This is a genomic window from Haliscomenobacter sp., assembly GCF_965225875.1.
Taxonomy (GTDB): domain Bacteria; phylum Bacteroidota; class Bacteroidia; order Chitinophagales; family Saprospiraceae; genus Haliscomenobacter.
The window spans coordinates 3,016,720-3,041,375 of record NZ_CBDDBS010000002.1; the positions used below are offsets into that span (position 1 = coordinate 3,016,720).

Below are 24,656 nucleotides of genomic sequence, written 5' to 3' on the forward strand. Positions count from 1 at the left end.
CATCATGTCAAATCAATTTGCCGATATCCTTGATCAACACTTGAACGATGACAATTTCATCGATAATTTGAGCCAACAAATCGGCGGTGCGGAAAGAGAACAAACTCGTGCTGCAGCCAATGGTATTGTAGCAGCGATGTCTTCTGCGATGTCCAAAACCGCTGCAACTGAACAGGGTGCCAGTGGCCTGTTGGGCATGCTGGATGCAGATGGAGACGGCAGCATCATCGATGACGTGATGAACATGGTCTCTGGTGGTGGTGGCCAAGCAGGTGGTCAAGCTAGCTTGATGCAAAATGGTGCAGGTATTGTGAATTCACTCTTGGGCGGCAAACAAGGTGGCATCATCGACATGATCAGCAAAATGAGTGGCTTGAGTGGCGACAAAACGGGCAATTTGATGTCCATGTTGGCACCCATCATTTTGAGCGCACTCAGCAAAACAGGCAAACAAGGTGGCGGCGGTTTCGACATCGGCGGCATCCTCAATATGCTGCAAGGCACCCAGCAGAAAAAAGCCAGCGGCAATCCAGCCATGGACATGATTGGCCAGTTCCTGGATAAAGACGGCGACGGCGATTTCACCGACGACCTTTTGGGCGGATTGGGTGGATTGTTTGGTGGCAAAAAATAACACAGGCATTTATAAGTTCAGGATTTGGGCTGGTGCAGTAGATATTGCACCAGCCCATTTTCATTGTGCGAAAATGTATCGCTCAGGACAGATTGAGCACTATCAAGTAGGGGATTATAAACCATCTACAACCTTTTTCCGTATTGATCATTATCTATTTGATGTACCTCATCATCCACAGCATTTTTTCAAACTAACGTTCTAACAATGATCAATAAACTTTTCCTGGGGCTGGTTGCCCTACTCCTTAGCGTAAGCATTTATGCGCAAGACAGCATCCAAAAAATCAAAAAAACGGATGCAGAGTGGAAAAAACAACTTACCGCACAGCAATACTACGTAACCAGACAAGCTGGAACGGAGCGCGCTTTTCAAAATGCCTATTGGGACAACCACGAAAAAGGTGTGTACAAATGTGTTTGTTGCGAGCTGGAATTGTTCAATTCTGCTGCAAAATTTGAATCAGGTACAGGTTGGCCGAGCTTTTTCAAACCCGTTGATCCTAAACACGTGCAGGTAAAAGGAGACGACAGCCATGGCATGGCTCGTACCGAAGTGGTTTGCAGCCGTTGTGATGCACATTTAGGCCACGTTTTTGACGATGGGCCCCGACCAACCGGGCTTCGGTATTGTATGAATAGTGCGGCGCTGGTTTTTGAAAAAGCGAAGACGAAGTAAAAAAATAGCTTAGCTGATTTCTAAAGTGCCCTAAGGTGGTTCTAAATAAACTTAGGTCCTACAGGCCGTTTAAATTGAACCACCTTAGACACACACCTAAGGGCACCTTAGTTTATTTATTGTTCGAACAGGCCAATCGAGCACTGAGCATAAGCGGTGTTTTGCCAGCGAATGGCAAAAGTGGCGTTTTCCCGTACATTGATCAGCCCTTCTCCATAAGCAGTACAACCACCGATGCTGGTACAAGTGATGTTGCCCTGAATGCGGTATTGTTGCGTACCCAAGGGAATATTGTAGGCAGTATAGGCATTGCTAGTGGGTTGAAAGGTCTTGTCTCCAATGGTGATGCTAATGGGCAGAGTGCAGCCAAATTGGTCACCGGTATAAATGATACTGACATTGGTACTCGTAGTCGGTGGGGGTGGGGGTGGCTTAGGTACGGAAATAGCGGTGTTGGAGACTTCTGATGAAGTGTTGTTAGGCTCCTCAAACTTTTTTTCCTCCTGGTGGGTGGGGGTATTGACCGCCTTAAGAAAATTTTGCTGTTCGGCACCACATTTGTACAGTGCGGTGACTAATCCGACGATCGCGGTCAATACCGTGACCGTAACCAAAATAGGGTTTTTCCTCTCGGTACTCATGGAGTAGGTGTATGTTTAATCCTATAATTCTTTAAAAATAAAAGGATTTCACACACCATGCAATCTTTTCTCTTTCAATTTTTCACCTCTACCCGGGAGGAATCAGCTTGCTTTCAGTTGTTCCTGGTAGTCGTGCAAAACGTCCCATTCCTCGTCAAGCGCTAGTCTGGCTTGAGCGGGCCATGCACTTGGATCAACGCCATTCAGAGCCGGGTCGACTACCACCAGAATATTGCGGATTTCATCGGGGTCCATTTTGGCCAATTCGGCAAAGGAATTGATGCCCGCCGTGAACAGGATTTTTTCAATCGCTTCGTCAATGCCCAGGATCAATTTGAGGTCGTTCAAGGCAGGTACAACATGGATTTCTTCTAGCTCCAGGCTACGCGCCTCCGCAATGGTGCTGGCCTCAGCAAATTCTTCTGGGGTTTCATCAATTAGCTTTTTAGCTTGTCCAACCCAGTCATCCTTTTCAATACGACCTTCAAAAAAGCTGATTTTTGTGGTTATTTCGGCAATTTTTTCAGCATCCCATGCTGCAATGTCTGCGTAGGTAAACACCCCTGCATCATTGAGTTTCTTTTCTAAAAATGGGCCAATGCCTTCAATGGCGGTGAGGTCGTTTTTATCTCCCGTGCGCAGCAAAACCTTGTCGGCGTTGAACAAGGTAGAAGGTTCGTTTCCGAAATTGGGGGTTTCTTGTACTGGTTCTGGCTCCGCAGGAATTACTTTGGGTACAAAAAACTCACCAGCAGGTTCACTGATGTTGGTCTCAGGCGTAGGTTGAGCATCCGTTGTGGGTAGGGGTTGCTGTTCTGCAAAAGGACCTTCGCTAGATTCTCCCAATTTCCGCAACAAAGCCGAGTTTTCTTCGGTGAGCCGGGCCAACTGCATTTCGATGGCACCCAAACGATCAAGCGCTTCACCACTTCCACCTACAGGTACGTCCACAGGAGTTGCACCACCTTCCACCAGCTGGGCATTTTTGGTTTTAAGGCCCAAAATTTGATCATTCAGGTCATTGATGATGCTGGCTGAAGCCTGTTCTTCGGCCTTCATTTTGTCCAATTCCACCTGTGCTGAAGCCACCAGTTGGTTTAGCCTGGCCACTTCTTCTGCTCCTCGGCGAATTTTCAATTGAGCCTCTTCTGCTTCAAAGGCTGCTCGTTTCAAATCAGCTTCTTTCAGCGACAATTCATGTTGAACTTGATCCAACTCTAGCTGCCTTGCCGTCAGCAATTGATCTTTTTCTTCCAATTGGCGATTCAACTCATTGACATAGCGGTTGCGCAAAAAATAGCCTGCCAATAAGCCAAACAAAAAGGCAATGATCAACCAGCTAAGGATTAAGATACTTTGTTCGGTACCCAGGTTGCTGAAGAGTTGATTTAAGTTTTCCATATGCTGTACGTTGTGGATTGGGCTCGTTATGGATTAGGTTCACGCCCGATTTGACGCAATTTAATTACTTTAATGAAAAGTCAGATGCTCTACTCGATGATAAAATTAATTCTGCGATTGCGCCGCTGACCTACTTCTGTATTGTTGTCACTGACAGGGTGTTTTCCACCTTCTGAGAAAGCGGCCATTTGACGGGGAGGAATGCCCAGTTCCCGAAAGTAACGCAGTACGTTTTGGGCGCGTTGTGTGCCCAATGCCAGATTCGCCTTTACATCGCCCTGGTTGTCGGTATGGCCAATGATGCTGAGTCCTCTCTCTTTGTGTAAAGCCAAAAATTTGCGTACGGAATCAGCGTATTCCACCAGGGGCAAAATAGGCCGAAACTCAGCGCCATTAGGGGCAAAACTTTCATCCGAAAAAGTCATGTCCTCAAAAGTATAGGCCAAAGGCACGAAGTCCACACTTTGTGCCGAAGTATAGGCATCAAATGTAATGGGCTGTTGGCGGATGGCTCCTGCGCCAGTATTGAAACTCAAGGTAATGCGAGCGGGATCGAGTTTGCGCTGAATGAGTAATTCGCGCACAGCATTGGCACGAGCCAGACCCAGGTTTTCGAAAAAGCCTCGGTTTAGTCCTTCTTCGTCAATGCCAAAGCCCCCCGTGATGTTGAGCAGCAAACTGGGGTTTTCCTGCAAATACGCAGTGATTTTGTCCAAAAAAAGTGCGTTATTGGCGTTGAGTTTGGGTGCAACCTGTCCAGTATCAAAAGCGAAATGGTCGTAAGCTTGGAGAATGGTTTTGGTGCCGTGATTAAAGGCCAGGGTTTTGAGACGCTCGTTGTCGTTGTTGACTTCCGTTTTTGGGCCACAATAGCCAAGAATCAGGCAAACGCACCACCAACCGGCCAACACAGCCAGGGCAATAAAGGCAAGAATGGGTAATAAATTTCTCATTATGTAATGGTTCTTGCGTTTTTAAACAGGTTTTAAAGCCGCAAAATTGTTTTTTTTCCTATTTCTTTGAAAAGATGTTAAAAAAATCACGAACATGAAACTGCGCTGTACCGCCAATAGCATCCGCTTGCGGGTGCGCAAATCGGATCTGGATGCATTACAAAGCCAGGGTGAAGTAAGCGTCCCCATTAATTTTGCCCCGGGGATAAAATTGGAATACATCCTCAAATTGGGGCTGGCCGAACACCCTCAAGCCAACTACACAGCCCAACAAATTACGATACTTCTACCCACCGAGCTCGCCAACAATTGGATCAATAGTGAAGAAGTGAGTATTGAACACCAACAGGCTTACAGTGATGGTCAATACTTACAATTATTGATTGAGAAGGATTTTCCCTGTCGGCATACCGAAGAAAAAGACCTGCAGGATACCTTTTTTGAACTGGCCCCCAAGGATGATCTTTCCTGTTGAACCTGGGCATTCCGGTTCATTTTCGAACACCAAAGTGTCCGATTTTGAACACTTTTTTTATCTCTCATGCATTTTTTTTGTATCATTGCATCTATAAAGCTTTGGTTAAGTTTAGGTTACGGCTCACCCTGTCATCCTCAGCATTTTTGGCTTAGCCTTTGCCCTTATTTTAGTGTACGTTTATATTGATTGATGGTATATGCAAGATAAATCAGACCTTCACCCAGGCGCAATATTGGTGGTAGACGACAATTCGGGCGTACTTACCGCAGCCAAACTTTTTCTAAAACGCCACTTCAGCCAAGTGGAAACCGAACGCAATCCTGAAAATTTGCCGACACTGTTGCACAACATGCGCTACGATGTGATTTTGTTGGACATGAATTTTACCAAAGATCGCAGCAGTGGCAAGGAAGGTTTTTTTTGGCTGGAGCGCATCCTGCAAATTGACCCTTCAGCGGTGGTCATCCTGATTACTGCTTATGGCGATGTGGAAATGGCGGTGCAAGCCATTAAGGGTGGCGCCACCGATTTTGTGCTCAAACCCTGGGAAAACGAAAAACTACTGGCTACCCTGCTTTCGGCCATGAAGCTCCGCGCTTCAAAAGTGGAAAATGACGAGCTGAAAGCCAAACAAAAGGGCCTGGCAATTGCCCACAATGACGCTATACCTGAAATTCTGGGCAATAGTACGGCCATGCGCAAGGTTTTTGAAACCATCAATCGGGTGGCCCAAACCGAGGCCAACATATTAATCCTTGGCGAAAACGGCACGGGTAAAGAACTCGTTGCCCAGGCCATTCACCAGCAATCGCTGCGAGCTAACGAACATTTTGTAAAAGTAGACCTTGGCGCCATCACCGAGACCTTGTTTGAAAGTGAACTTTTTGGCCACGTCAAAGGTGCTTTTACCGATGCACGCGACGACCGACCGGGGCGTTTTGAAGCAGCCAACCGGGGGACCATTTTTTTGGATGAAATTGGCAACCTCACCGCCGGATTGCAAGCCAAACTGCTTTCTGCGCTGCAAAACCGCGTAGTCACCCGCGTAGGTTCCAATCAGGCACGCCCCATTGATGTACGGGTAATTTCGGCAACCAATATGCCGCTGTATGAAATGGTCAAGGACCGGAGTTTCCGGCAAGACTTATTGTACCGCATCAATACCATCGAAATCCATCTGCCTTCCCTGCGCGAACGTGCGGAGGACATTTTGCTGCTGAGCGAGCATTTTTTACAGGTGTACAACCGCAAGTACAACCGCAATATTTCCAGCATCAGTTCATCCCTCAAAAAAGCCCTGCTCGCTTACCCATGGCCGGGCAATGTGCGTGAACTTCAACATGCCATGGAACGCGCAGTGATCATGGCCCGGGATTCCGGCTCCCTACAACCCGACGATTTTATGTTGGGCTCTAATCCTTCCATCGATGTTGATGCGCTCTCAGCGGCCAGTATGAACCTGGAAGACATGGAGCGCGAAACCATTCTCAAAGCCATTAAAAAACACCAGGGCAACATCAGTGAAGCCTCCAAGGAATTGGGCTTGACCAGGGCTTCGTTGTATCGTCGTTTGGAAAAATACGGAATATAACTCAACCCACATGTACCTTCGCACTTTTGCTTCCGGTTTGGTTTTGCGTATTCTACTGATCGTGGTCTTGATCGGAGCAATTGCCTGGGCTTTGCCGCAATCCAACCAAATGGCGCTTACCGCCTTGCTGATCATTTTACTGCTTTGGCGGGTCGTCAATTTGTTCAATTACGTCAACATCACCAATCGGAAGTTGGTGCGCTTTTTGGAGTCGGTGCGTTACGATGATTTTTCGGTGCGTTTCGCCGCCAATCAGGACGATTCTACTTTTAGGGAATTGAGCAAGCAGTTCAATGATGTATTGGACGCCTTCCGGCAAGTCCGCGCGGATAAAGAAGCCAATAGTCAATACCTGCAAACCATCGTTCAACACGTCAACACGGGCTTGCTGGCTTTTGATGAATCGGGCAGGATTGAATTGATCAACAATGCCGCCCTGCGGCTTTTGGGTTTGTATCGCCTCAAAACTTTAAAAGACTTACAGGAAGATAATCCCGAGTTGCAAAGTTTGTTGACCAACCTGATTTCAGGGGAAAGTGTATTGTTCCAGGCCTCCGCAGACCGACAACTGTCGATCAGCAGTACCGCCATTCGTATGCGGGGCAAACTGATCAAATTGGTGGCCATTCAAAACATCCAGTCCGAGCTGGAGAGTAAAGAGTTGGAAGCCTGGCAAAACCTCACTCGGGTATTGCGCCATGAAATCATGAACTCGGTTACCCCTATTGCCTCGCTGGTGTCCACCATGCGCGACATTGTTCAGCAAGAAATGGAGCAACCCGATCACGGCCCCACCGAAACCTGGCAAGACCTGAACGAGGCCCTTGAAGTGGTGGAAAACCGGACGAATGGTTTGATGAACTTCGTCAATGCCTACCGCACCTTTACCAGCATTCCCAAACCCAATATGGATCCGGTACTGGTATTGCCTTTGGTGCAACGCATCACCTCCCTTTTTGCTCCTACCTTGCGGGAAAAAGGCATTCGACTGACTTATGACATTCAACCGGATGGGCTTGAAATCAGTATGGATCAGGATCAAATTGAAATGGTGCTCATCAACCTAATCAAAAACGCCGTGGAAATCCTGGAAGGGAAACCCAATGCCCGTATCGACATCCGCAGTTCACTCGATCAAACGACACAACGCGCCACCCTGGAGGTCAGCGACAATGGCCCCGGCATCGAACCGGATAAACTGGAACAGATTTTTATTCCTTTTTACACCACAAAAGAAGATGGAACGGGAGTGGGTTTGAGCCTTTCGCGTCAAATTTTGCAGTTGCACGGTGGGGTGCTGGGAGTGGAGTCGCAGTTGGGGAATGGGGCGAGGTTTAGTTTGGTGTTTAAGGTGTGAGCGTTGCTTGGAGCTCCCCGAAAGTTTAGAACTTTCGGGGAGCGAGTTTTGAGTTTGTGAGATTCCCGAAATAAGTTTATTTCTTCAAATATTTTTTGCTTCCTTAAAGTTACTCACCATCCTCTGGTTTAAACTTCGCCAAAACCGGCCGCACCAACTTAGGCCGCTGCAATTCGTGTACATAAATTGCCTGGCCTACTTTTCCTAAAAACGGCAATCCAATCTCGTCGTACTCGTATTTGCCATCGTTAAAAATTTCATCGTTGTTCACCCGGATGGTGGCCGCCACCATAAATTCAACACCATTTTCAAAATCGACGACGTAGGCAACATCGCTGAGGAAGCCATAAGCCAGGCCCACCTTGTTGAAAATACGGATGTTGTTGGGGATGGTCATTGGAGGTTTTTTATCGCCAAACAGGAGGAACTTCACGTAATTGTCCTCCTCGGCGTGTTCGGGATAAGCCGGATGCATGCTTTCACGAGGATAAGCCGACATACATTTGTACAAAAATTTGTAGTCCGCTTCCGTCAGATCAAACCGTTGATCGGGCCGCACCGCTTCCGGAAAAAGTACCGCCTTGAGCATATCGTGCATTTCTTCCAACCCCACATAGTTGCGGTTCAAAAAATCAAAAGGTTGGTTGATCATGGTGCTATCACCTTCGATGTAACCTTTGCCCTGCAATTGTTTGCGCAAGTTGAGTCGCGGATAAGCGGCACTCATCACCTGTCCTTGCTGAAAGATGGGTTTGCCCAGCGTGTCAAAAAAAGTAATTGGGTTGGTATACCGGTTGCTTTCCACATCAAAGCCCGGCACCGACAAGCGGTGAATGATGCGGCTGCGTTTGTAGCCTTTGTTCCACAACTGCTTGTTGAGGTATTCCTGCCCCAGGAATTCGTACAAACGATTGTAGGCATCGTTATCGCTTACCAAAAAAATCTTTTTGATGTAATTTGCAATTGAGGGCTGGCCATTCTCGGCACTGGTGTCTTCCGAAACGGAAGTTTGGGGCGGGCGTCCGGCACCAGTGTGCATGGGGCTGTATTTGGACAAACCTTCAACCTTAATCTGGTTGAGTTTTTCCAGGGCTAAAAATGCAACCGGCATTTTGACCATACTGGCCGGATAGTAGTACAAGTTGGTGTCCAAATTGTACGTAAAGGATCGAAAAGATGGAAAATTATTGGCATCTCGATCAATCTGGGTGTAGATGATCTGCACCTGGTAACGATCTACCTTACTGAGGATGGAGTCCATCCCGGGGCCTTGTTTTTCCAAAATCAAACGCAGGGTGTTTTTTTGTGCGTTCAAATTGGGCAAAAAAGCCAAACACAATGAAAAAACAATGAGGATCGATCTGCTCATGATCGTGGTTTTTGAGATTGAAGGTTAAACTGTAGAATTTTAATCAAGGCTTTAATGTCGCCATCAGTATGTAGACTGCTCAACACGATGCGAGTAACCAGGTCATCCTGTGGCGTGGGGTATGGAAAACTGGAAATCAGGATTTTCCGCTCTGCTAAAAACGCAGCTAATCCAGAATTTGCGGTATAAAATACGGGATATTCTGGAAAAAAATGAAAATCTGATTCAGTCGATAAATATTGTACGAATTGATGGACATTTAGTTGCAGTTTCTGCCGGGCTTTTGTATAAATCTCCTGTCCTTGCAACAAGGCCCACAAAAAAGCGGGTGAAGGTGGTGATGCCCCACCAAAATACGGATTGCGCAGCAAACGATCCATCCAGGATTTTGGGCCCAGGATTACCCCAGCCGGAATCCCCAAGGCCTTACCCAATGAACTTACAACCAACAATTCAGCACCAGCAGGCAAAATAATTTGTGGATAAATACCGCTACCATTTTCGCCCAGCACCCCAAATCCATGTGAATCGTCGATCACGACGATCAATTCCCGTTGAGGTTTCAAATGTTGTAACCAACTAAAATCAAACTGCCTCACATACAAAGGATCCACCGAATTGGCGGCCAGGATCAAAGGAGGGCCAGACTGGCTCGCCAGTTCTTGTACTTTTCCCACCCAATCATCCCAGTTTTTTATGCTTGGCCCTGTCCCTGCCCAAATGGCCGGATGTGCACCCGGCGCAGGAAATACTTCCCCATGAGCGCCCAAAACTTTCATCAACAATTGCCCGGCCAGGGTGCCTGACGACAACAACAAGGCTTGTTCTGCGCCAACGTGTTGAGCCAAAAATGCTTCGGCTTCGCCAAAAATATTGATTTGGATATTGGACAAGCGCGAACCTCCAAAATGCAAACCAAATTTCTGGATGCCTTCCTGCACCAGTGCTTGCAAATCATCATTCCAGGCTGCGCCCAGGTAGCCTGTACCACTGAAATAAAGCCAGTTTTCTCCCTCGATTTGGGTGCATCGACCGGGGAGTTGATTGATTGTGTACATGTTGTAAAAATCTATCTACTTGCTGGCTATTTTGTTTAACTATTCAAAAGTAATCTTCACGCCCGCATTCACCACAAAACCATCCATCGGCGCATAAATTTCTTTAAACAAAGGGTTGTTGGGAAAACCGGAATAAATCGGCCCGTAGCGGGTTTGCCGGGCATCCAAAAAGTTTTCAAAGTTGAGAAAAAACGTGTACTTATCCCAGCTTTTTTCGCCCATGAACCCACAAATCCAATAGGCCTTGCTCCGTACATCTTCATCACTCAGGCGCTGGGGGCTAAAATAATAAGCCTCCAGGCCAAAGCGCCACTGGTCTTCCAATTCATACATCAGCACGGTATTGATCCGGTGTTTGGGCGTCAGGGGCAATTGTATCGAAGCGCCGCCGTCTTTACGTTTGGCGTCGGTCAGGGTATAGCCTACAAATAACTTCCATGGCTCCCGGTAGCTGAATTTAAAATTCGTTTCAAGACCCCGGGTGGTGTAATTGCCCTCCAGGTTGATGAAGTGATAGGGCGATCCTTGGTTTTGAGCTTCCAAAATCAAAGGATGGTTCAATTGGGTATAAAAAAACAACTGGTTCCAGCTGTAGGTGATTTCCTCATCCAAAAACGGCAATTCAAAACTGCCCTGGTAATTGAAGTCGAAGTTAACCCCAAAAGACCGCTCCAGGCGGAGTGCGTTTGCATCAGGCAACGCAATACCCCGATAAGCCAGGGCTTCACTTTCTTCAGTAAACAAAGTGGGGGCTTTGTACCCCAGACCAATGTTGATCCGGGCTGAAATTGCTTCAGTCATTTTGTACAAAACGGCCAGACGAGGCAATACCGACGCACCGTAGTGTTGAATCAAATCCGTGCGCAAGCCCGCTTCCAGGGTGTATTGCTCGGTTGGGCTCCAGGTATATTGGGCAAAAGTGCCAAAGTTGCGCAGGTTGTAATTGCGTGGGGGTAGGGGGTTTTGGCGGGTTTGTAGGGTGCCTTCCTCAAAATGTTCGCTTTGGTAGTTGATCCCGGCGATCAGCTCCCGGTCATTGTCCGGGCGCAAGCGAGCATGAATTTCTGAAAAAGAGTTCAATTGAGCCCCATCAAAGCGGTATTGAGATTGGGTCAGGTCGCGATTAAAGCGCCCGATGCTATTGCGCAAGCTAAACTGAAGCCGTTTGTTGAACTTGTGGTCGATTTGCAATTGGGTCGCAAAACGATTGCTTTTGTTCCGTTCAAAATAGCCCCACTGCGCCAGTCCCCGAATGTATTTCATGTCGCCCCCCAGGCGGTTTTCTGTGCTGTAATTGAATCCGGCTTGAATGGTGGTGTTTTCCTGAAAATAGAACCAAAAGCGGGGATTGATACTCAGTCGATTGAACCGGGGAATGGCGGAAAAACCAATATCGGCAGGGTCGTAGGAAGAGCCGGAGTTACGCGATGCCAGGAGGGTAAAACCCACGTCATCATCGAGTTTGCGGCTAGTGTATGCGCTTAAGTCGAGCCCCCCAGCTGAGGTAATATTGGCCAACAGGCGGGTAAGGGGTTTTTCTTCGGGCTGGCGGGTGATAAAATTGACCAAGCCAGCAATCGCTCCGCCGCCGTAAAGCGTCGAAGCGGAGCCTTTGATGACTTCCACCTGTTTGAGATCGAGGGGCAAAATTTGCAACAAGCCCAAACCACTGGACAAACCCGAATACAGTGGCAACCCATCGCGCAGCAACTGGGTGTAGCGCCCGTCCAGGCCCTGAATCCGAATGGAGGCATTGGCCGAGGTAGCGGAGGTTTGTTGGGTTTGGATGCCCGTACTTTCGTTGAGCAACATGCGGACGTCGCCGGGTTTCATGTTGATTTTCTCTTCCAGTTCTTCCAGGGCAATGACTTCCACCCTGCTCGGAATCCGTGCAATGCCCCTGCTGCTGCGGGTGCTCCGAATGACTATTTCCTCCAGCTCCTCCTCTACTTCAAAAAGCGAGAAGACAATTTGTACATTTTTGGCCAGGGGAAAAGTAGCACTGCGTTGTTGGGTGCGGTAGCCTAAATAACGGCATTGGAGGGTATGAGCCCCAGCTGGAACATCCTTCAGCATGAGCACGCCCGCCGAATCGGTCTGCCCCCCAATGTTGAACCCCTCCACCAAAATGGCCGCACCGGGCAAGGGCTCCTGGGTAAGAGCATCCCGAACTTTGATGCTGACGGTGTTTTGGGAAAAAAGGGAAATAGCGGGGAGGATCAGTAAGGCGCAAAGCAGTTTTCTCATTCAAAGGCTGTTTCGATGGGAAATAATGAACAAAATTAGCTAAAATGAGCATACTGTACTTAAAGCTAGTAATAAAAACACCCTACTCGCGTTCAAAACTTAGACCGACCTAAACTTTGACCCAATGCATAAAACTTTTACCTTCCTTGGATTCTGTCTGTGGAGTTGTCTTTTGTGTGCTCAAGCACCCAAGCACGTACCGGGTGAACTCCTCTTGCAACTCCAACCCAATAGTGATGCCACCTTGTGGGCGCAAAACAAACTGGAGAAAAAAACGCAATCTGCCTACTCCTGCATTCAGGCCTTTGTTCCAGTGGCCTCAGCCCTCAATATTTGGAAAATACAATTCGATCCGAATTGTGTGGATGAAACCCAATTGCTGAACCTGCTGCGTCAGGACCCTGCCGTTGCGCTGGCTCAGTTCAACCACTATGTGGAATTGCGCGGTACCACCCCCAATGACCCACTCTTTCCCCAACAATGGCAGTGGTACAATCAGGGGCAAAATGGTGGCAACCGAGGTTTGGATATTGGCTTGCAGCAAGCCTGGAATATTACCACAGGAGGAGTGAATGCGCTTGGAGATAGCATTGTTGTTGCTATTATTGATACGGGTATCGATAGTAGCCACGCCGACCTACGTCCAAACCTCTGGAGAAATACCCGGGAGATTCCCAACAACCGAATCGATGATGATGGGAATGGTTACATTGACGATTATCGGGGTTGGAATAGTCAACGATTCAATGGTGATGTCAATGAAACCAATGCTGGAGGCCACGGTACAGGAGTAGCAGGGATCGTGGGTGCAAAAGGGAATAATGGCATTGATGGTAGCGGAGTGAACTGGAATGTAAAAATCTTGCCGATTGTATGGGGCGCCACCGGAAATGAAGAGATCATTTTACGCTCGTTCAATTATGCTTATTCCCAAAGGCTTTTGTACAATCAAACCAATGGTGTGAAGGGGGCTTACATTGTTGCCATCAATGCTTCTTGGGGTTTGCCGGGATTGCGGTCTGATGATTATCCCATTTGGTGCCCCTTCTTTGATAGCTTGGGAGCCCAGGGGATTTTAAGCATCAATGCCGCCAGCAATCGTTTTGAGAACATGGACGAAACTGGCGATATACCTTCAGGATGCACCAGTCCTTTCCTTATAGTGAGTACGAGTATTGATCGGCAGGGGAAATTAGAGCGGGGTTTTGGGCCTCAATCAGTCGATTTGGCTGCTATGGGCGAAGAAGTGCTTTCTGTTCGTTTGCGCGAAGGTTTTCGGGAGTTTTCCGGTACCTCTTTCGCTGCCCCCCAGGTAGCCGGAGCCATCGCCCTATTGTATTCCTCACCCTGTGTTCAATTGGCTGATTTGGCACGCCAATCTCCAGCCGAAGCCGCCCTCCTGGCCCGACGACTAATTTTGGATGGCGTAGAACCCATAGCTGATTTGCGTGGCAAAGTAGTGACTGGTGGGTATTTGCGGGCCGATAAAAGTTTACGTTTGCTTTCGGCATATTGTTATGCGGAAGCGCAGCAGAGTCCCCAACTCTTGGCTCATCCGAATCCTTTCAACGAACAATTGCTGGTGCCCATTCGTAGCACCCAGGCCATCGAAAATGCTACGCTGGAAGTGTTCAACCTGCAAGGGCAGCGCATATACAGTCAGCAAGTGAATATTCCGGCGAATTTTCCCGGTTTGGTGGAAATTGATGCCAACACTTGGCCACAAGGGATGTACATCTTGCGTTTGCGCTGGGGAGGCCAGGAAATTGTGGCGCAGAAGGTGCTGAAGATGTGATCGAGTGGTGAAAAAACCATTTGTCGTAGTGCTAATCATTCCTCAGGTGATTTCTTGGGTGTCTTAGGATTCTTAGGTGGTGAAAGAGCATCCTGCGCTAATTTTTTTTCACCACTTAAGAAATCACTTTGACAGCATTATCAACTATTGTTTTCCGCCACATTCTCTATCTTTCCCCTCACAATCCACGACTCATGCAACAAGCACTCGCCCAACTGGCCACTCAACTGGAAGGGGAGCTCTACTTCGACAGTTTGCTCCGCGCCCTTTACGCTACCGATGGCTCTATTTACAAAGCTTACCCGCTAGCGGTGGCCTTGCCACGCTCGGTTGCCGACCTCAAAAAGTTGGTCGCTTTTGCCCGCGAGCATCAGACCTCCCTCATTCCTCGCACCGCGGGCACCTCCCTGGCCGGGCAATGTGTGGGTGAAGGCATCGTGGTGGATGTATCCAAATATTTCACCCAGATCCTGGAAGTCAATACCGCCGAACAAACGGTGCGCCTGCAACCCGGCGTGATCCGCGACGAACTCAATCGGCACCTGCAAAACTTTGGCCTCTATTTTGGCCCCAACACCTCTACCGCCAACCGTTGCATGTTGGGCGGTATGGTGGGCAACAACTCTTGCGGCACTACCTCCATCGTGTACGGCTCTACGCGGGATCACGTCGAGGAATTGCGTTGTGTGTTGAGCGACGGTTCCGAGGCAGTATTCGGCCCTTTGAGCGCCGCTGAGCTGGAAGCCAAACTGCAATTGGATACGCTGGAAGGCCAGGTTTACCGCCAAATGCTCGCTGAATTGAGTCCAAGCGAAGTGCAGGAAGAAATCCGTGCACAATATCCTAAGCCCAGCATCCACCGGCGCAATACGGGTTACGCCATCGACTTGTTGTTGCGCCTGCAGCCCTTCAGCCCCGAGGGTAAACCCTTCAATTTCGCGACCATGCTCTGTGGTTCGGAAGGCACACTGGCGCTGACTACCGAAATCAAACTGAAACTCGACCCCTTGCCCGACCCCGTCGATGTAGTGGTTGCACCGCACTTTACCAATCTGGACGAAAGTATGCGGGCCGTTTTGGTAGCCATGTCGCACCAGCCTACGGCCTGCGAGTTGATGGACAAAATGATCCTGGATTGCACCAAAGACAACATCGAGCAAGAAAAAAATCGCTTTTTCATCGAGGGTGACCCCGAGGCGGTGCTGATGATCGAGTTTAGGGGGAAAACCCTCCAGGAGGCCGAAGCCAAAGCCGACGCCATGATTCTGGACATGCAGCAACAGGGCTTGGCTTACCATTACCCCAAGGTGTATGCGCCCCGCAGCAAAAGTGTGTGGGCTTTACGCGCTGCTGGTTTTGGAGTCTTGTCCAACCTGAAGGGCGTGAAAAAAACCATCGAGTTTGTAGAAGATACCGCCGTCGACCTGCCCGACCTGCCCGCTTACATCTCCGAATTTGCCGAGGTGATGAAGCAGTTTGACCAAAAGGTCGTGTATTACGCCCACGCCGGGGCGGGCGAGTTGCACCTGCGCCCTTCGGTGAACCTCAAAAGCAAAGAGGGCGTAGCGGAAATGCGCGCCATTGCGGAGGCCTCCGCTCATTTGGTCAAAAAGTACCAGGGCTCGCTCAGCGGGGAGCACGGCGATGGCCGGGTGCGCGGCGAGTTCATCCCGCTGATGATTGGCGAAAACAATTACCAAATTCTGCGCCGCATCAAACAAACCTGGGACCCCCAGCACATTTTTAATCCCGGCAAAATTGTCGATGCGCCACCGATGGACACCTCGCTGCGGCATGAGCAGGATGAGCCCGAGCGGCACATCGAGACCATTTTTGACTACAGCGACCCGGGCAGTTTGTTGGATGCGGTGGAGAAATGCAATGGCTCCGGCGATTGCCGCAAATTGTCTTTCTCCGGCGGCACCATGTGCCCCAGCTACATGGCCACCCGCAACGAAAAGGACACCACTCGCGCCCGCGCCAACGCCTTGCGCGAGTTTTTGACCATGAATACCAAGGCGAACCCCTTCGATCATCCCGAGATTTACGAGGCGATGGATTTGTGCTTGTCTTGCAAGGGTTGTAAGTCGGAATGCCCTTCCAGTGTGGATATGGCCACCCTCAAAGCGGAGTTTTTGTACCACTACCAAAAGGCCAATGGTACGCCGCTGCGCAGCCGCGTTTTTGGCAACATCGGAAAAATCAACAAGCTGGCGGCCAGGATGCCGGGTTTGAGCAATGCGGTTTTGGGCAGCAAAGCGCTGGGTGGCTTGGTCAAAAAAGTGCTGGGTGTTGCTCCCGAGCGCTCCTTGCCACCCGTAGGCCGCAGCCTGCGCAGTTGGTGGAATCGGGAGGGTAAAAAACTGGCGATAAATGGTGCGCCGAAAGGCAAAGTCTACCTGTTCTGCGACGAATTCACCAATTACAATGACCCGCACATCGGTGAAACGGCCATCAAACTCTTGCTCCGACTGGGCTATCAGGTGGAAATGCCCCAACATCCCGATTCGGGCAGGGCTTATTTTTCCAAAGGCCTGTTGAAAGAAGCGCGGGAGTTGGCCATTGCCAATGTACGGTTGTTCACGCCCTTGCTGAGCGCCGAAACGCCCCTAATTGGCATCGAGCCCTCGGCCATTTTGGGTTTCCGCGACGAGTACCCCCGACTGGTGCCCGCTGCCGAGCGGGAAAGCGCCCAAGCCCTGGGGCAACACGTTTTTTTACTCGAAAGCTTCCTCTTGCGCGAAGCTCAGGCTGGCCGCATTGGCTCGGATGATTTTACTGATGAGGCTAAACTGGTAAAAGTACACGCCCATTGCCACCAAAAGGCAATCGTGGGTGCAGAGGCGACAGCTCAAATTTTGACTTTGCCTCGCAATTATTCGGTGGAGCTGATTCCATCGGGCTGCTGTGGCATGGCGGGCTCCTTTGGCTACGAAAAAGAGCATTATGAGGTGAGCATGCAGGTGGGGGAATTGGTGTTGTTTCCGGCGGTAAGGGCTGCGGGGGCAGAGGAGATCATTGCAGCACCGGGGACGAGTTGTCGGCATCAGATTTTGGATGGGACGGGGAGGAAGGTAGAGCATCCGGCGGAGGTGTTGTGGGGGGCGGTACGGTAGAGAGCGATTCGGATCTCGTCCTAAAATAGGATTACATTCATAGTTAACGTGAGTTTTGAATTAAAACTGCCAGGAGGGCAGTTATCTGGGTAGAAATAATGGAATGGTTTTGGTTCCTGGCTGCCCGGTGGGCAGCTATCTACAAGATTTTTTCAAAGATAGCTGCCCGCCGGGCAGCCGCAACAATATCCCGATTACCTTGTATCTACCAAGATAGCTGCCCTCCAGGCAGCAAAATACCTTGTCTAGGATTTATCGAATTGATTTTCAATTCCATTAATTTAAAACTCACGATAGCTATCTAATTTAAACTTGCGGAATAAAAGTAATACTTCCAGTTTCTATATTTACCTCATGAAATACTTGACTAAAGAACTCCTTGATCATCTAAAATATCCACATTATATGGAAGGATATTCGTTTAAAGAAATCGAGGAAGTTGAAAAGATGTATACGTGCAAATTCCCTGAGGCATACCGAGAGTTCCTTCATCTAATGGGAAAACAGGCATATTTTTTTACAGGAATAGATTACTCAATGTATGAGTTAAGCGGTTATAGAGGCAGTGCAGAATGTAATCTGTATTTAGACTTTGGTGATATTGGGTTAGCGTTATTAAAAAAAGACGATATCGTTTTTTTAAGTAGTCAAGGGGTTACTCACTATTATATGTCTTTATCGGAAGGAGAAAACCCTCCTGTTCACGTTATACAAGAAGGAATGCGAAAATTGGAGCCAATTCAATCTTATGAATCATTTACTAAGTTTCTGAGGGCTAGGTAAAAATAACAAATCTAATAGACTTGAGGTGAGTTGATTGTCAAGCAATTGGAGAACTTTAGAGCTAACAACCAGCGGCAGCGCCGCCAAAACGTCTGTAGCTTGAAGAACGGAGACAGATTTAAGGTACGTAGTACCGAAACAATTCCCTTTTGTTACGGTGCGCTGCACCTTAAAAACCTTGCTTGACCTGAATGCTACAGACGTTTTGGCGGCGCTGCCGCTGGTCGCTGGCACTAAGTTTGTATGTTGGTTTTAACAATTACTTGATAATCAACTCGCCTCAAGTATTGAAGACTATTCATCTTGCAAAACATTACCTCGCTGATTAAATGAGCATAACCATATGTCAACTTTTGAATGTCGAGTTTTAAAACCGTCTTCAAAGATATTCAAATCTGGCTCGTAAGAATATGCTGCTTTCAGACGAGTTCCAACCACTCTATCCGCTCAAAATGCTTCCGATTCAAGGTTGCAATTGGTAGTGCATGCTATAAGGCACTAGCTGCTATCAGGATGTCTCTAAATTCAATTAACTTATTTTTAGCGCGTAAGTCAAGATAAATTTCGCTGGCAATCTTAGCAGTGTCCAGGTTGAAATCCAGCACGGTGATCTGTTGACAAATTTGTTCTACATCTTGTTTTTTAGCCTCTGAAGTTGCTCCATTGAATAGCTCGAACACGGAAATGGAAGACAAATAAAGCTCGTTGTCACTAAACAGCTTTGTGAAATTTGTTTGTTGTCGACTATTACTACACAGATATTCAATCACAATTGAGGTATCAATTAAAATTCGACTACTTTCCATTGATTGATTAGGTTCTGACTTTCAACGATCGCTTGCTCATCTGCCTCATCCCAAACACTCATCGAGGCCAATTTTTCCAGACGCTCCGCTTTACTACCCCGATCAATGGCGTTTGGTAATGTTGCCACATCTTCTTCTGCAGCAGCTGGCAAAATAATCACTTCCACCTCTGTATGTTGAAAAGAGGCGGGCAATTCAATTACTAACTTCCCGTTTTCAACCTTATAAATACTTCTGATCGCTTGCATGTTGTGATGATTCGTAGGACAATTTAAAGTCTTTTGAGCAGAAATCAAAGTTATCCTATAAAAAGGGTTCCAATTTACCCCCTGTCAAATCGGCTTTCGAAAAAACCAATAAGTACCATTTCCGTTTCCCCCTCACTCCACATCCAACGCCTCAATCTGCGCCTTATACTCTCCCGGCAGCAAAATACTTTTCAGCAACCAGTCCATTTTCATCAATCTGCTGATTTTATACAAGGGCACGACCGGGGTCAGCAATGAAAAATCGCTGAAATGCAGCAACTCCTTTACCCGATCAGGAACCACCAGTTTTTGCCCTTCGATCAAAACCCGAAAGCGCATGGCCCCCAGGTGTTTTTTGTACTGTTGAAAAAGGTCGATGCTGAAGGAGCTTTGTTCCAGGTCGGCGGCCAGGTGTGCTGCCCTGACGGGTAGCCATTCGGCGTAGGTAGGAGGCAGTTCGTTTACACCCATGCGTTTGCCCACGCGGTAAAAAACGTCATAAACCTCCGCTTTTTCGGCCTCACTTAGTTTTCGTTCAAGCAATTCGTAAGCGGCAATCGAATAATAAATGAGCATAAAGAGCACATCGCGATAAGCCCAGTCGGGGATTTGTGCGCCACGTTTTTTTTCTACAGCATCGTGGATTTGCCGCATCGTGTCAATGGCCGCATGGGCGCCCTCCAAAGGGGCAAAAACGATCCTCCGGGCGTATTGAACCGTAGAAAACAACCTGCCTAAAGGGTCGGAAGGCAACTTACCCGTAAAGTACAGCCAGTCCACCGCTTTATTCAAGGCAAATTCAGCGGCAGCCCCCGCAAAAATGAACAGGATGGTGTCACTTTTGCCCCAAATTTGCCTGACGATGGAATGTTTTTCTACAAAATACTGCATACATTGCTATGCTTTGTTGTTCGATGCCGAACAGGTTTAGACTCGTTTATAAAACGTAAAAATATCCGTAAACATCCATATCCAGACCAATGAATAAGCTTATGCTCTTTTTTTTCGCTCTGCGTTTACTCCCTTGCACTTATCGCTCAACAACCTGTACCTATTAACCCCATGTACTGATAACAAAGATGTTCAAACTCAAAATCATATACTTCCTATTGGTTTACACCCTTCGCGGCACCTTTCTGCGGCGGGAGGCTTTGGAGCGTTTTCAGCAACGTAAATGGCAGAGGTTTAGAAAAAAAGTCCTTGCTCGCTCCCCTTTTTACCAGAAACTGGCTCAGCAAAAAGCGGATTTGGCCGATTTCCCCCTGATGAACAAAACGGCCTTCATGGCCAACTTTGACCAAATCAACACCCTGGGCATCCAGCGGGAAGAAGCCATGCAGGTGGCCCTACAAGCGGAAATTGAACGCGACTTCAGCCCCGAACTCAAGGGCGCTACGGTGGGTTTATCCACCGGAACCAGCGGTACCTGTGGCCTGTTTTTGGTATCCGCTACGGAAAGAGCGCAATGGACCGCCATGGTCTTGCGCAGGGTGGTGCCTATCCAATTCTTCAAGCGCCAAAAAGTGGCTTTTTTTCTGCGGGCCAACAGCAATTTGTACAGCTCGGTGCAATCGGCCAGTTTGGAGTTTCGCTTTTTCGACATTTTTCAACCCATTGAAAAACTGCTGGTAGCGCTGGCGGATTTCCATCCCCATATTTTGGCCGCCCAGCCTTCGATCCTGAGCGCAATTGCCGAAGGCCAAGTGGCGGGCAGCATCAGCATTCAGCCACAGTTGCTCATTTCTTTTGCGGAGGTGTTGAATGATGCGGACAAGCACTTTATCCAAAAGACTTTTCAAGTTCCCCTCCGCGAAGTGTACCAATGTACCGAAGGCTTCCTGGCCGTTACCTGCAAACATGGCACCCTGCACCTGAACGAGGACATCGCCATTTTTGAAAAAAAATACCTCGACGAGTCGCGCTTCATCCCCATCATCACAGATTTCACCCGCAGTTCGCAGCCGATCGTTCGCTACGAATTGAACGATGTATTGGTGGAAAAAAAGGAGCCTTGCCCCTGTAGGTCTTGTTTCACTGCCCTGGAGCGGATTGAAGGGCGGGAGGACGATATTTTGGTGTTTCCTGGAGCCGATGGAGAGCTAATCAAGGTATTTCCAGATTTGATTTGCCGGGTGATTGCACGGAGTACGGAGGGGTTTCGGACTTACCGTTTGCGGCAAGTGGGGGCGTTGGAATTGCAGTTGGAATTAGAAAGTGAAGATTTTCAAGTTGTTTCTGCCACAATCAGCGCTGCATTACACGTTTTTTTGCAGGAAAAAGGAATCAGTGGTTTGATTGTAAAATGCAAACAAGGGATCGAAAGGGGAACAGGCGAAAAGCTACGCCGGGTAGAACGAAAAATCCCATTATTGATAACTGACTCGGATCAAGCGGAATAAATTGTCGAGGCTAGTACAGCTCTGCGCTGCTATAAAATTTAAAGCAATATTTTGACTTTTTCCCTGCGGCGCACAAGTTATCACTGTCATTAAACCTTGTTTCGCCATTTGATTGGCCTCACTGCGGTAAAAATAAATGCGGACTTGGCGGTCGGTCAGGTTTTGAATCGTCACCACACTGCGGCAACTCCAGGCACCCTTAGCACTGGTTTCACAAAAAGAATAATTGTATTTCATCTGGATGTTTTCCTCATCAAATACCAAGGTTTTTTGGCCTTTAAACGCAGTGGAGTCACTGGTTTCGATGTAGTCTTTGCTAGCTTTAGTGATTTCTTGAATGTAGTCGCATTCCTGGTTTTTGCAGTTTGAGATAAAAAATGATATGATCAAAAGGGAAAAGTAAAGCCAACCTTTCATGGGAGTGGAATTTTCCGTTAATATCTTACCTTTTAAAAGAAAAAACAAGATGTATTCGGGCAATTCGTCATCTAAATTGCAATAGCCATTGCTACTTTTTGCACATGAGCAGCTTCTTAGGTGCCCCTTAGGTGTCTTCGGATTCTAAGGTGGTAAAAAAATGATTTCACCACCTTAGAATCCGAAGACACCTAAGAAACACCTAAGCTTGCTGCAATCCTCTTACTCACTCCGCATACTCTCTAAAGGATTCGACAGCGCAGCCCGAATCGCCTGAAAACTCACCGTAATCAAGGCAATAGCCAAAGCAGAAATCCCTACCAACCCAAACATCCACCAAGTGATCTGAATGCTGTACGCAAAATCATCCAACCAGGCATGCATCAGGTACCAGCCGATGGGGAAAGCGATAATGGCAGCCACCAATACCAGCCACAAAAAATCTTTGGACAACATGCTCACAATACTCCCGGTCGTAGCGCCCAGGACCTTGCGAATGCCAATCTCCTTCACCCGCTGCTCGGCAGTAAATGAAGCCAGGCCAAACAGACCCAAACACCCGATGATGATCGCAATGAGCGCCGCCAGTTTGAATAATTGCGACATTTGCCGCTCCTGCTGGTAAAAACTGGCAATCCGGTCATCCAAAAACTGGTAATCCAGGATGTATTCAGGGTAAATTTTGTTCCAGGCTTTTTCAATCAGCGGAATAGTTTCCAACAACTGCCCAGCCTGGAGTTTGACATTGGCGGTACCGTAGTTGTCGCTGTGCATCATCAGTACGGGTGCAATTTCCTCTGACAGGGATTCCGAATGGAAGTCTTTCACTACGCCCACAATGGGTGCTTTGTAGTAGCCGTCCCAAAGGTTGATCGTTTTGCCAATGGCATCTTGTGGGTCTTTTACTCCCAAGCGTTTCAGCAAGGTTTCATTCACGACAAAGGCGCGGAAGGTATCCGTACTGGCAAAAGCATGGCCGGCCGCGAATTCAATGTCGTATAAGCTGAAATAATTGGGATCCGCCACTTTCATATTGGCCGCAAAATCGCTGTCCTTTTCGGCATTGTCGTAGCGCAGGGGTGTGAACCAATTGCGGTCGTCGGCAGGTGAATTAAAACTCATGCTGACTTCCGCAACTCCACGTTGTTGCAACAGTTCATTTTTTAGCGAATTGACCCTGGATTGGCTGACGCTATCAGTCGGTACACTAATCAGAATTACCGGGTCCTTTTGGCTAAAACCAAGATTGGTGCTTTGGAAAAAATTCATCTGTTTGACCACCACCAACATGCCAAAAATCAAAACCTGAGCAATGGCAAACTGAAACACCACCAAGGCCCGGCGCAAAGTCGCATTGCCCGTACTTTTTACGCGACTTTTCAGCGCTACAATCGGGTTGAAGCCCGATAAAATGATGGCTGGGTAAAACCCTGACAAGAAGGTAACCGCCAGGGTTAAGCCAACAATAAAGGCCAGCGTATCCCAACCATGCAATACTTGTAAAGTCACGGGAAATTCCAGCAGACGACTCGCCAAAGGCATGGTCACCTGAGAAAGCAGTAAGGCAGCGCCTACGGATAGGCTCACAATCAGGGTGGTTTCTGCTAAAAACTGGCCCAAAAGTTGGCGGCGATTGCCCCCTACTACCTTGCGTACCCCCACTTCTTTGGAGCGCCGAATGGCCTGAACGGTGGCCAAATTGATAAAATTGATACAAGCCATCAACAAAAGAAAAACACCCACCAGGGTCAGTGAGCGAATGGTGGCTTTGGAAAAAGTACGCCCAGAGGGGGTGCTATAAGCTGCGTCGAAATGCATCTCCCTCAAAGGCTGCAAGCGAAACACGGCTTTATGGGCATCCGCTGGGCGGTGTTTTTTGGCAAATTCCGGCATCATGGTATTGAACTGCTCGCCACTGGTATTGGGAGCAAGCAACACAAAAGCCTGCCAGGCACTATTGATCGAAACCCAGTCGGTCGAAGTGCGCGGCGTAACCGAGTACAAAACGGTGATGGGCAGGTCACTACTGGCGGGTGGATTTTTGATCACCCCGCTGATGTTCAGGGTGCGGTTGTTGTTGAGTCGGATGGTTTGGCCCAGGGCTTTTTGCCAGGTACCAAAATAGCGCTCGGCCACTTCCTGGGTCAAAACGGCGTTATCGGGTTGCCCTAAGGTAGCACTGGCGTCATTGGACAACCAGGTGTAATCAAAAATGTCGAAAAAGCTGGGCTCCACCGCATAGATGCCACTGGTTTCCCGGAATTTTTGGTTGCTGGAATTGACGGTAATTTGGCCTGGTCCGCCGCCGATGTAAAAAGAAACGCGTTCAATTTGAGGGTACTCGGCTTTTAACGTAGCGGGCACGGGATAAGGAATGGCTCCGGTCAAATTTGGCCCTTCGGGTGTTTCCATATCGGTCACCAGGCGGTAAATCCGGTCTTTTTTCTGGTGATGCGTGTCGTAACTCAGTTCAAATTGAATGACAGTGTACAACATCAAGGCACAAACAATGCCCACCGTCAAGCCAGTGGCATTCAGGATGGTATAGGTGCGGTTGCGCAAAAGACTGCGCCAGGCAATTTTAAAATAGTTTTGTAACATGGTCGTGTGATTTCGGTATGTTTTGGTAACGCAAGTTCCGTGCCAGCGAAAAAAATTCTTTTATTCCATTGATAATCAACAATT

The 24,656-nt window shown here is 48.2% G+C and carries 20 protein-coding genes; 9 read left to right on the plus strand and 11 right to left on the minus strand.

Going from position 1 to position 24,656, the window contains the following annotated elements; genetic code table 11:
• The first annotated feature begins 4 nt into the window (after positions 1-4).
• Positions 5-634, plus strand: a complete 630-nt coding sequence (locus ACO08K_RS14715) for a DUF937 domain-containing protein (protein WP_421797165.1) — start codon at positions 5-7, stop codon at positions 632-634.
• A 207-nt stretch (positions 635-841) separates the two neighbouring features.
• Complete coding sequence (gene msrB / locus ACO08K_RS14720) at positions 842-1,312, plus strand: peptide-methionine (R)-S-oxide reductase MsrB (protein ID WP_421797166.1); 471 nt, start codon at positions 842-844, stop codon at positions 1,310-1,312.
• 116 nt (positions 1,313-1,428) lie between these two features.
• On the opposite strand, the gene ACO08K_RS14725 is transcribed toward msrB, so the two are convergent.
• From ACO08K_RS14725 to ACO08K_RS14735, 3 genes are all read right to left on the minus strand, one after another.
• Positions 1,429-1,953: a hypothetical protein gene (locus ACO08K_RS14725; RefSeq protein WP_421797167.1), complete on the minus strand. Its 525-nt coding sequence runs from the start codon at positions 1,951-1,953 to the stop codon at positions 1,429-1,431.
• Positions 1,954-2,055: 102 nt separating this feature from the next.
• Positions 2,056-3,354: a helix-hairpin-helix domain-containing protein gene (locus ACO08K_RS14730; RefSeq protein WP_421797168.1), complete on the minus strand. Its 1,299-nt coding sequence runs from the start codon at positions 3,352-3,354 to the stop codon at positions 2,056-2,058.
• Between the two features lie 89 nt (positions 3,355-3,443).
• Complete coding sequence (locus tag ACO08K_RS14735; RefSeq protein ID WP_421797169.1) at positions 3,444-4,307, minus strand: OmpA family protein; 864 nt, start codon at positions 4,305-4,307, stop codon at positions 3,444-3,446.
• 94 nt (positions 4,308-4,401) lie between these two features.
• On the opposite strand from ACO08K_RS14735, the gene ACO08K_RS14740 reads away from it, so the two are divergent.
• The 3 genes from ACO08K_RS14740 to ACO08K_RS14750 all read left to right on the plus strand — a co-directional run bounded on the left by ACO08K_RS14740 (position 4,402) and on the right by ACO08K_RS14750 (position 7,733).
• On the plus strand, positions 4,402-4,782 hold the full coding sequence (locus ACO08K_RS14740) for a DUF7009 family protein (protein WP_421797170.1): 381 nt from the start codon (positions 4,402-4,404) through the stop codon (positions 4,780-4,782).
• A gap of 199 nt (positions 4,783-4,981) precedes the next feature.
• Entirely contained in the window at positions 4,982-6,376 is a 1,395-nt protein-coding gene (locus ACO08K_RS14745) for a sigma-54-dependent transcriptional regulator (protein ID WP_421797171.1), read from the plus strand.
• Between the two features lie 10 nt (positions 6,377-6,386).
• Positions 6,387-7,733 (plus strand): sensor histidine kinase, encoded by a 1,347-nt coding sequence (locus ACO08K_RS14750; protein ID WP_421797172.1) that lies wholly within the window; start codon positions 6,387-6,389, stop codon positions 7,731-7,733.
• Between the two features lie 109 nt (positions 7,734-7,842).
• On the opposite strand, the gene ACO08K_RS14755 is transcribed toward ACO08K_RS14750, so the two are convergent.
• From ACO08K_RS14755 to ACO08K_RS14765, 3 genes are read right to left on the minus strand one after another with little or no spacing between them, the layout of a single operon-like run.
• Entirely contained in the window at positions 7,843-9,102 is a 1,260-nt protein-coding gene (locus tag ACO08K_RS14755) for a serine hydrolase (protein WP_421797173.1), read from the minus strand.
• Positions 9,099-10,160: an aminotransferase class I/II-fold pyridoxal phosphate-dependent enzyme gene (locus ACO08K_RS14760; RefSeq protein ID WP_421797174.1), complete on the minus strand. Its 1,062-nt coding sequence runs from the start codon at positions 10,158-10,160 to the stop codon at positions 9,099-9,101. The genes ACO08K_RS14755 and ACO08K_RS14760 overlap by 4 nt, the downstream gene beginning before the upstream one ends.
• 39 nt (positions 10,161-10,199) lie before the next feature.
• Positions 10,200-12,407 (minus strand): TonB-dependent receptor, encoded by a 2,208-nt coding sequence (locus ACO08K_RS14765; protein WP_421797175.1) that lies wholly within the window; start codon positions 12,405-12,407, stop codon positions 10,200-10,202.
• Positions 12,408-12,531: 124 nt separating this feature from the next.
• On the opposite strand from ACO08K_RS14765, the gene ACO08K_RS14770 reads away from it, so the two are divergent.
• The 3 genes from ACO08K_RS14770 to ACO08K_RS14780 all read left to right on the plus strand — a co-directional run bounded on the left by ACO08K_RS14770 (position 12,532) and on the right by ACO08K_RS14780 (position 18,101).
• A complete protein-coding gene (locus ACO08K_RS14770) occupies positions 12,532-14,202 on the plus strand; it encodes a S8 family serine peptidase (protein WP_421797176.1) in 1,671 nt (556 codons plus the stop codon).
• A gap of 194 nt (positions 14,203-14,396) precedes the next feature.
• A complete protein-coding gene (locus ACO08K_RS14775) occupies positions 14,397-17,318 on the plus strand; it encodes an FAD-binding and (Fe-S)-binding domain-containing protein (RefSeq protein WP_421797177.1) in 2,922 nt (973 codons plus the stop codon).
• A gap of 354 nt (positions 17,319-17,672) precedes the next feature.
• Entirely contained in the window at positions 17,673-18,101 is a 429-nt protein-coding gene (locus ACO08K_RS14780; protein ID WP_421797178.1) for an SMI1/KNR4 family protein, read from the plus strand.
• A 488-nt stretch (positions 18,102-18,589) separates the two neighbouring features.
• Here the strand turns inward: ACO08K_RS14780 and ACO08K_RS14785 are convergent, their stop codons facing one another.
• From ACO08K_RS14785 to ACO08K_RS14795, 3 genes are all read right to left on the minus strand, one after another.
• Complete coding sequence (locus tag ACO08K_RS14785; RefSeq protein WP_421797179.1) at positions 18,590-18,907, minus strand: type II toxin-antitoxin system VapC family toxin; 318 nt, start codon at positions 18,905-18,907, stop codon at positions 18,590-18,592.
• Positions 18,886-19,155: a hypothetical protein gene (locus ACO08K_RS14790; RefSeq protein WP_421797180.1), complete on the minus strand. Its 270-nt coding sequence runs from the start codon at positions 19,153-19,155 to the stop codon at positions 18,886-18,888. Before ACO08K_RS14790 ends, ACO08K_RS14785 begins: the two co-directional genes overlap by 22 nt.
• 132 nt (positions 19,156-19,287) lie before the next feature.
• Positions 19,288-20,046 carry an oxygenase MpaB family protein gene (locus ACO08K_RS14795; protein ID WP_421797181.1) on the minus strand — a complete coding sequence of 253 codons (759 nt, stop codon included), beginning with the start codon at positions 20,044-20,046 and terminating at the stop codon, positions 19,288-19,290.
• A gap of 188 nt (positions 20,047-20,234) precedes the next feature.
• Between ACO08K_RS14795 and ACO08K_RS14800 the strand changes: the two genes are divergently transcribed.
• On the plus strand, positions 20,235-21,554 hold the full coding sequence (locus tag ACO08K_RS14800; protein WP_421797182.1) for a F390 synthetase-related protein: 1,320 nt from the start codon (positions 20,235-20,237) through the stop codon (positions 21,552-21,554).
• On the opposite strand, the gene ACO08K_RS14805 is transcribed toward ACO08K_RS14800, so the two are convergent.
• Together ACO08K_RS14805 and ACO08K_RS14810 are read right to left on the minus strand one after the other, a co-directional pair.
• A complete protein-coding gene (locus ACO08K_RS14805) occupies positions 21,522-21,971 on the minus strand; it encodes a hypothetical protein (RefSeq protein WP_421797183.1) in 450 nt (149 codons plus the stop codon). The genes ACO08K_RS14800 and ACO08K_RS14805 overlap by 33 nt on opposite strands.
• A 222-nt stretch (positions 21,972-22,193) precedes the next feature.
• A complete protein-coding gene (locus ACO08K_RS14810; RefSeq protein WP_421797184.1) occupies positions 22,194-24,572 on the minus strand; it encodes an ABC transporter permease in 2,379 nt (792 codons plus the stop codon).
• Between the last annotated feature and the right edge of the window lie 84 nt (positions 24,573-24,656).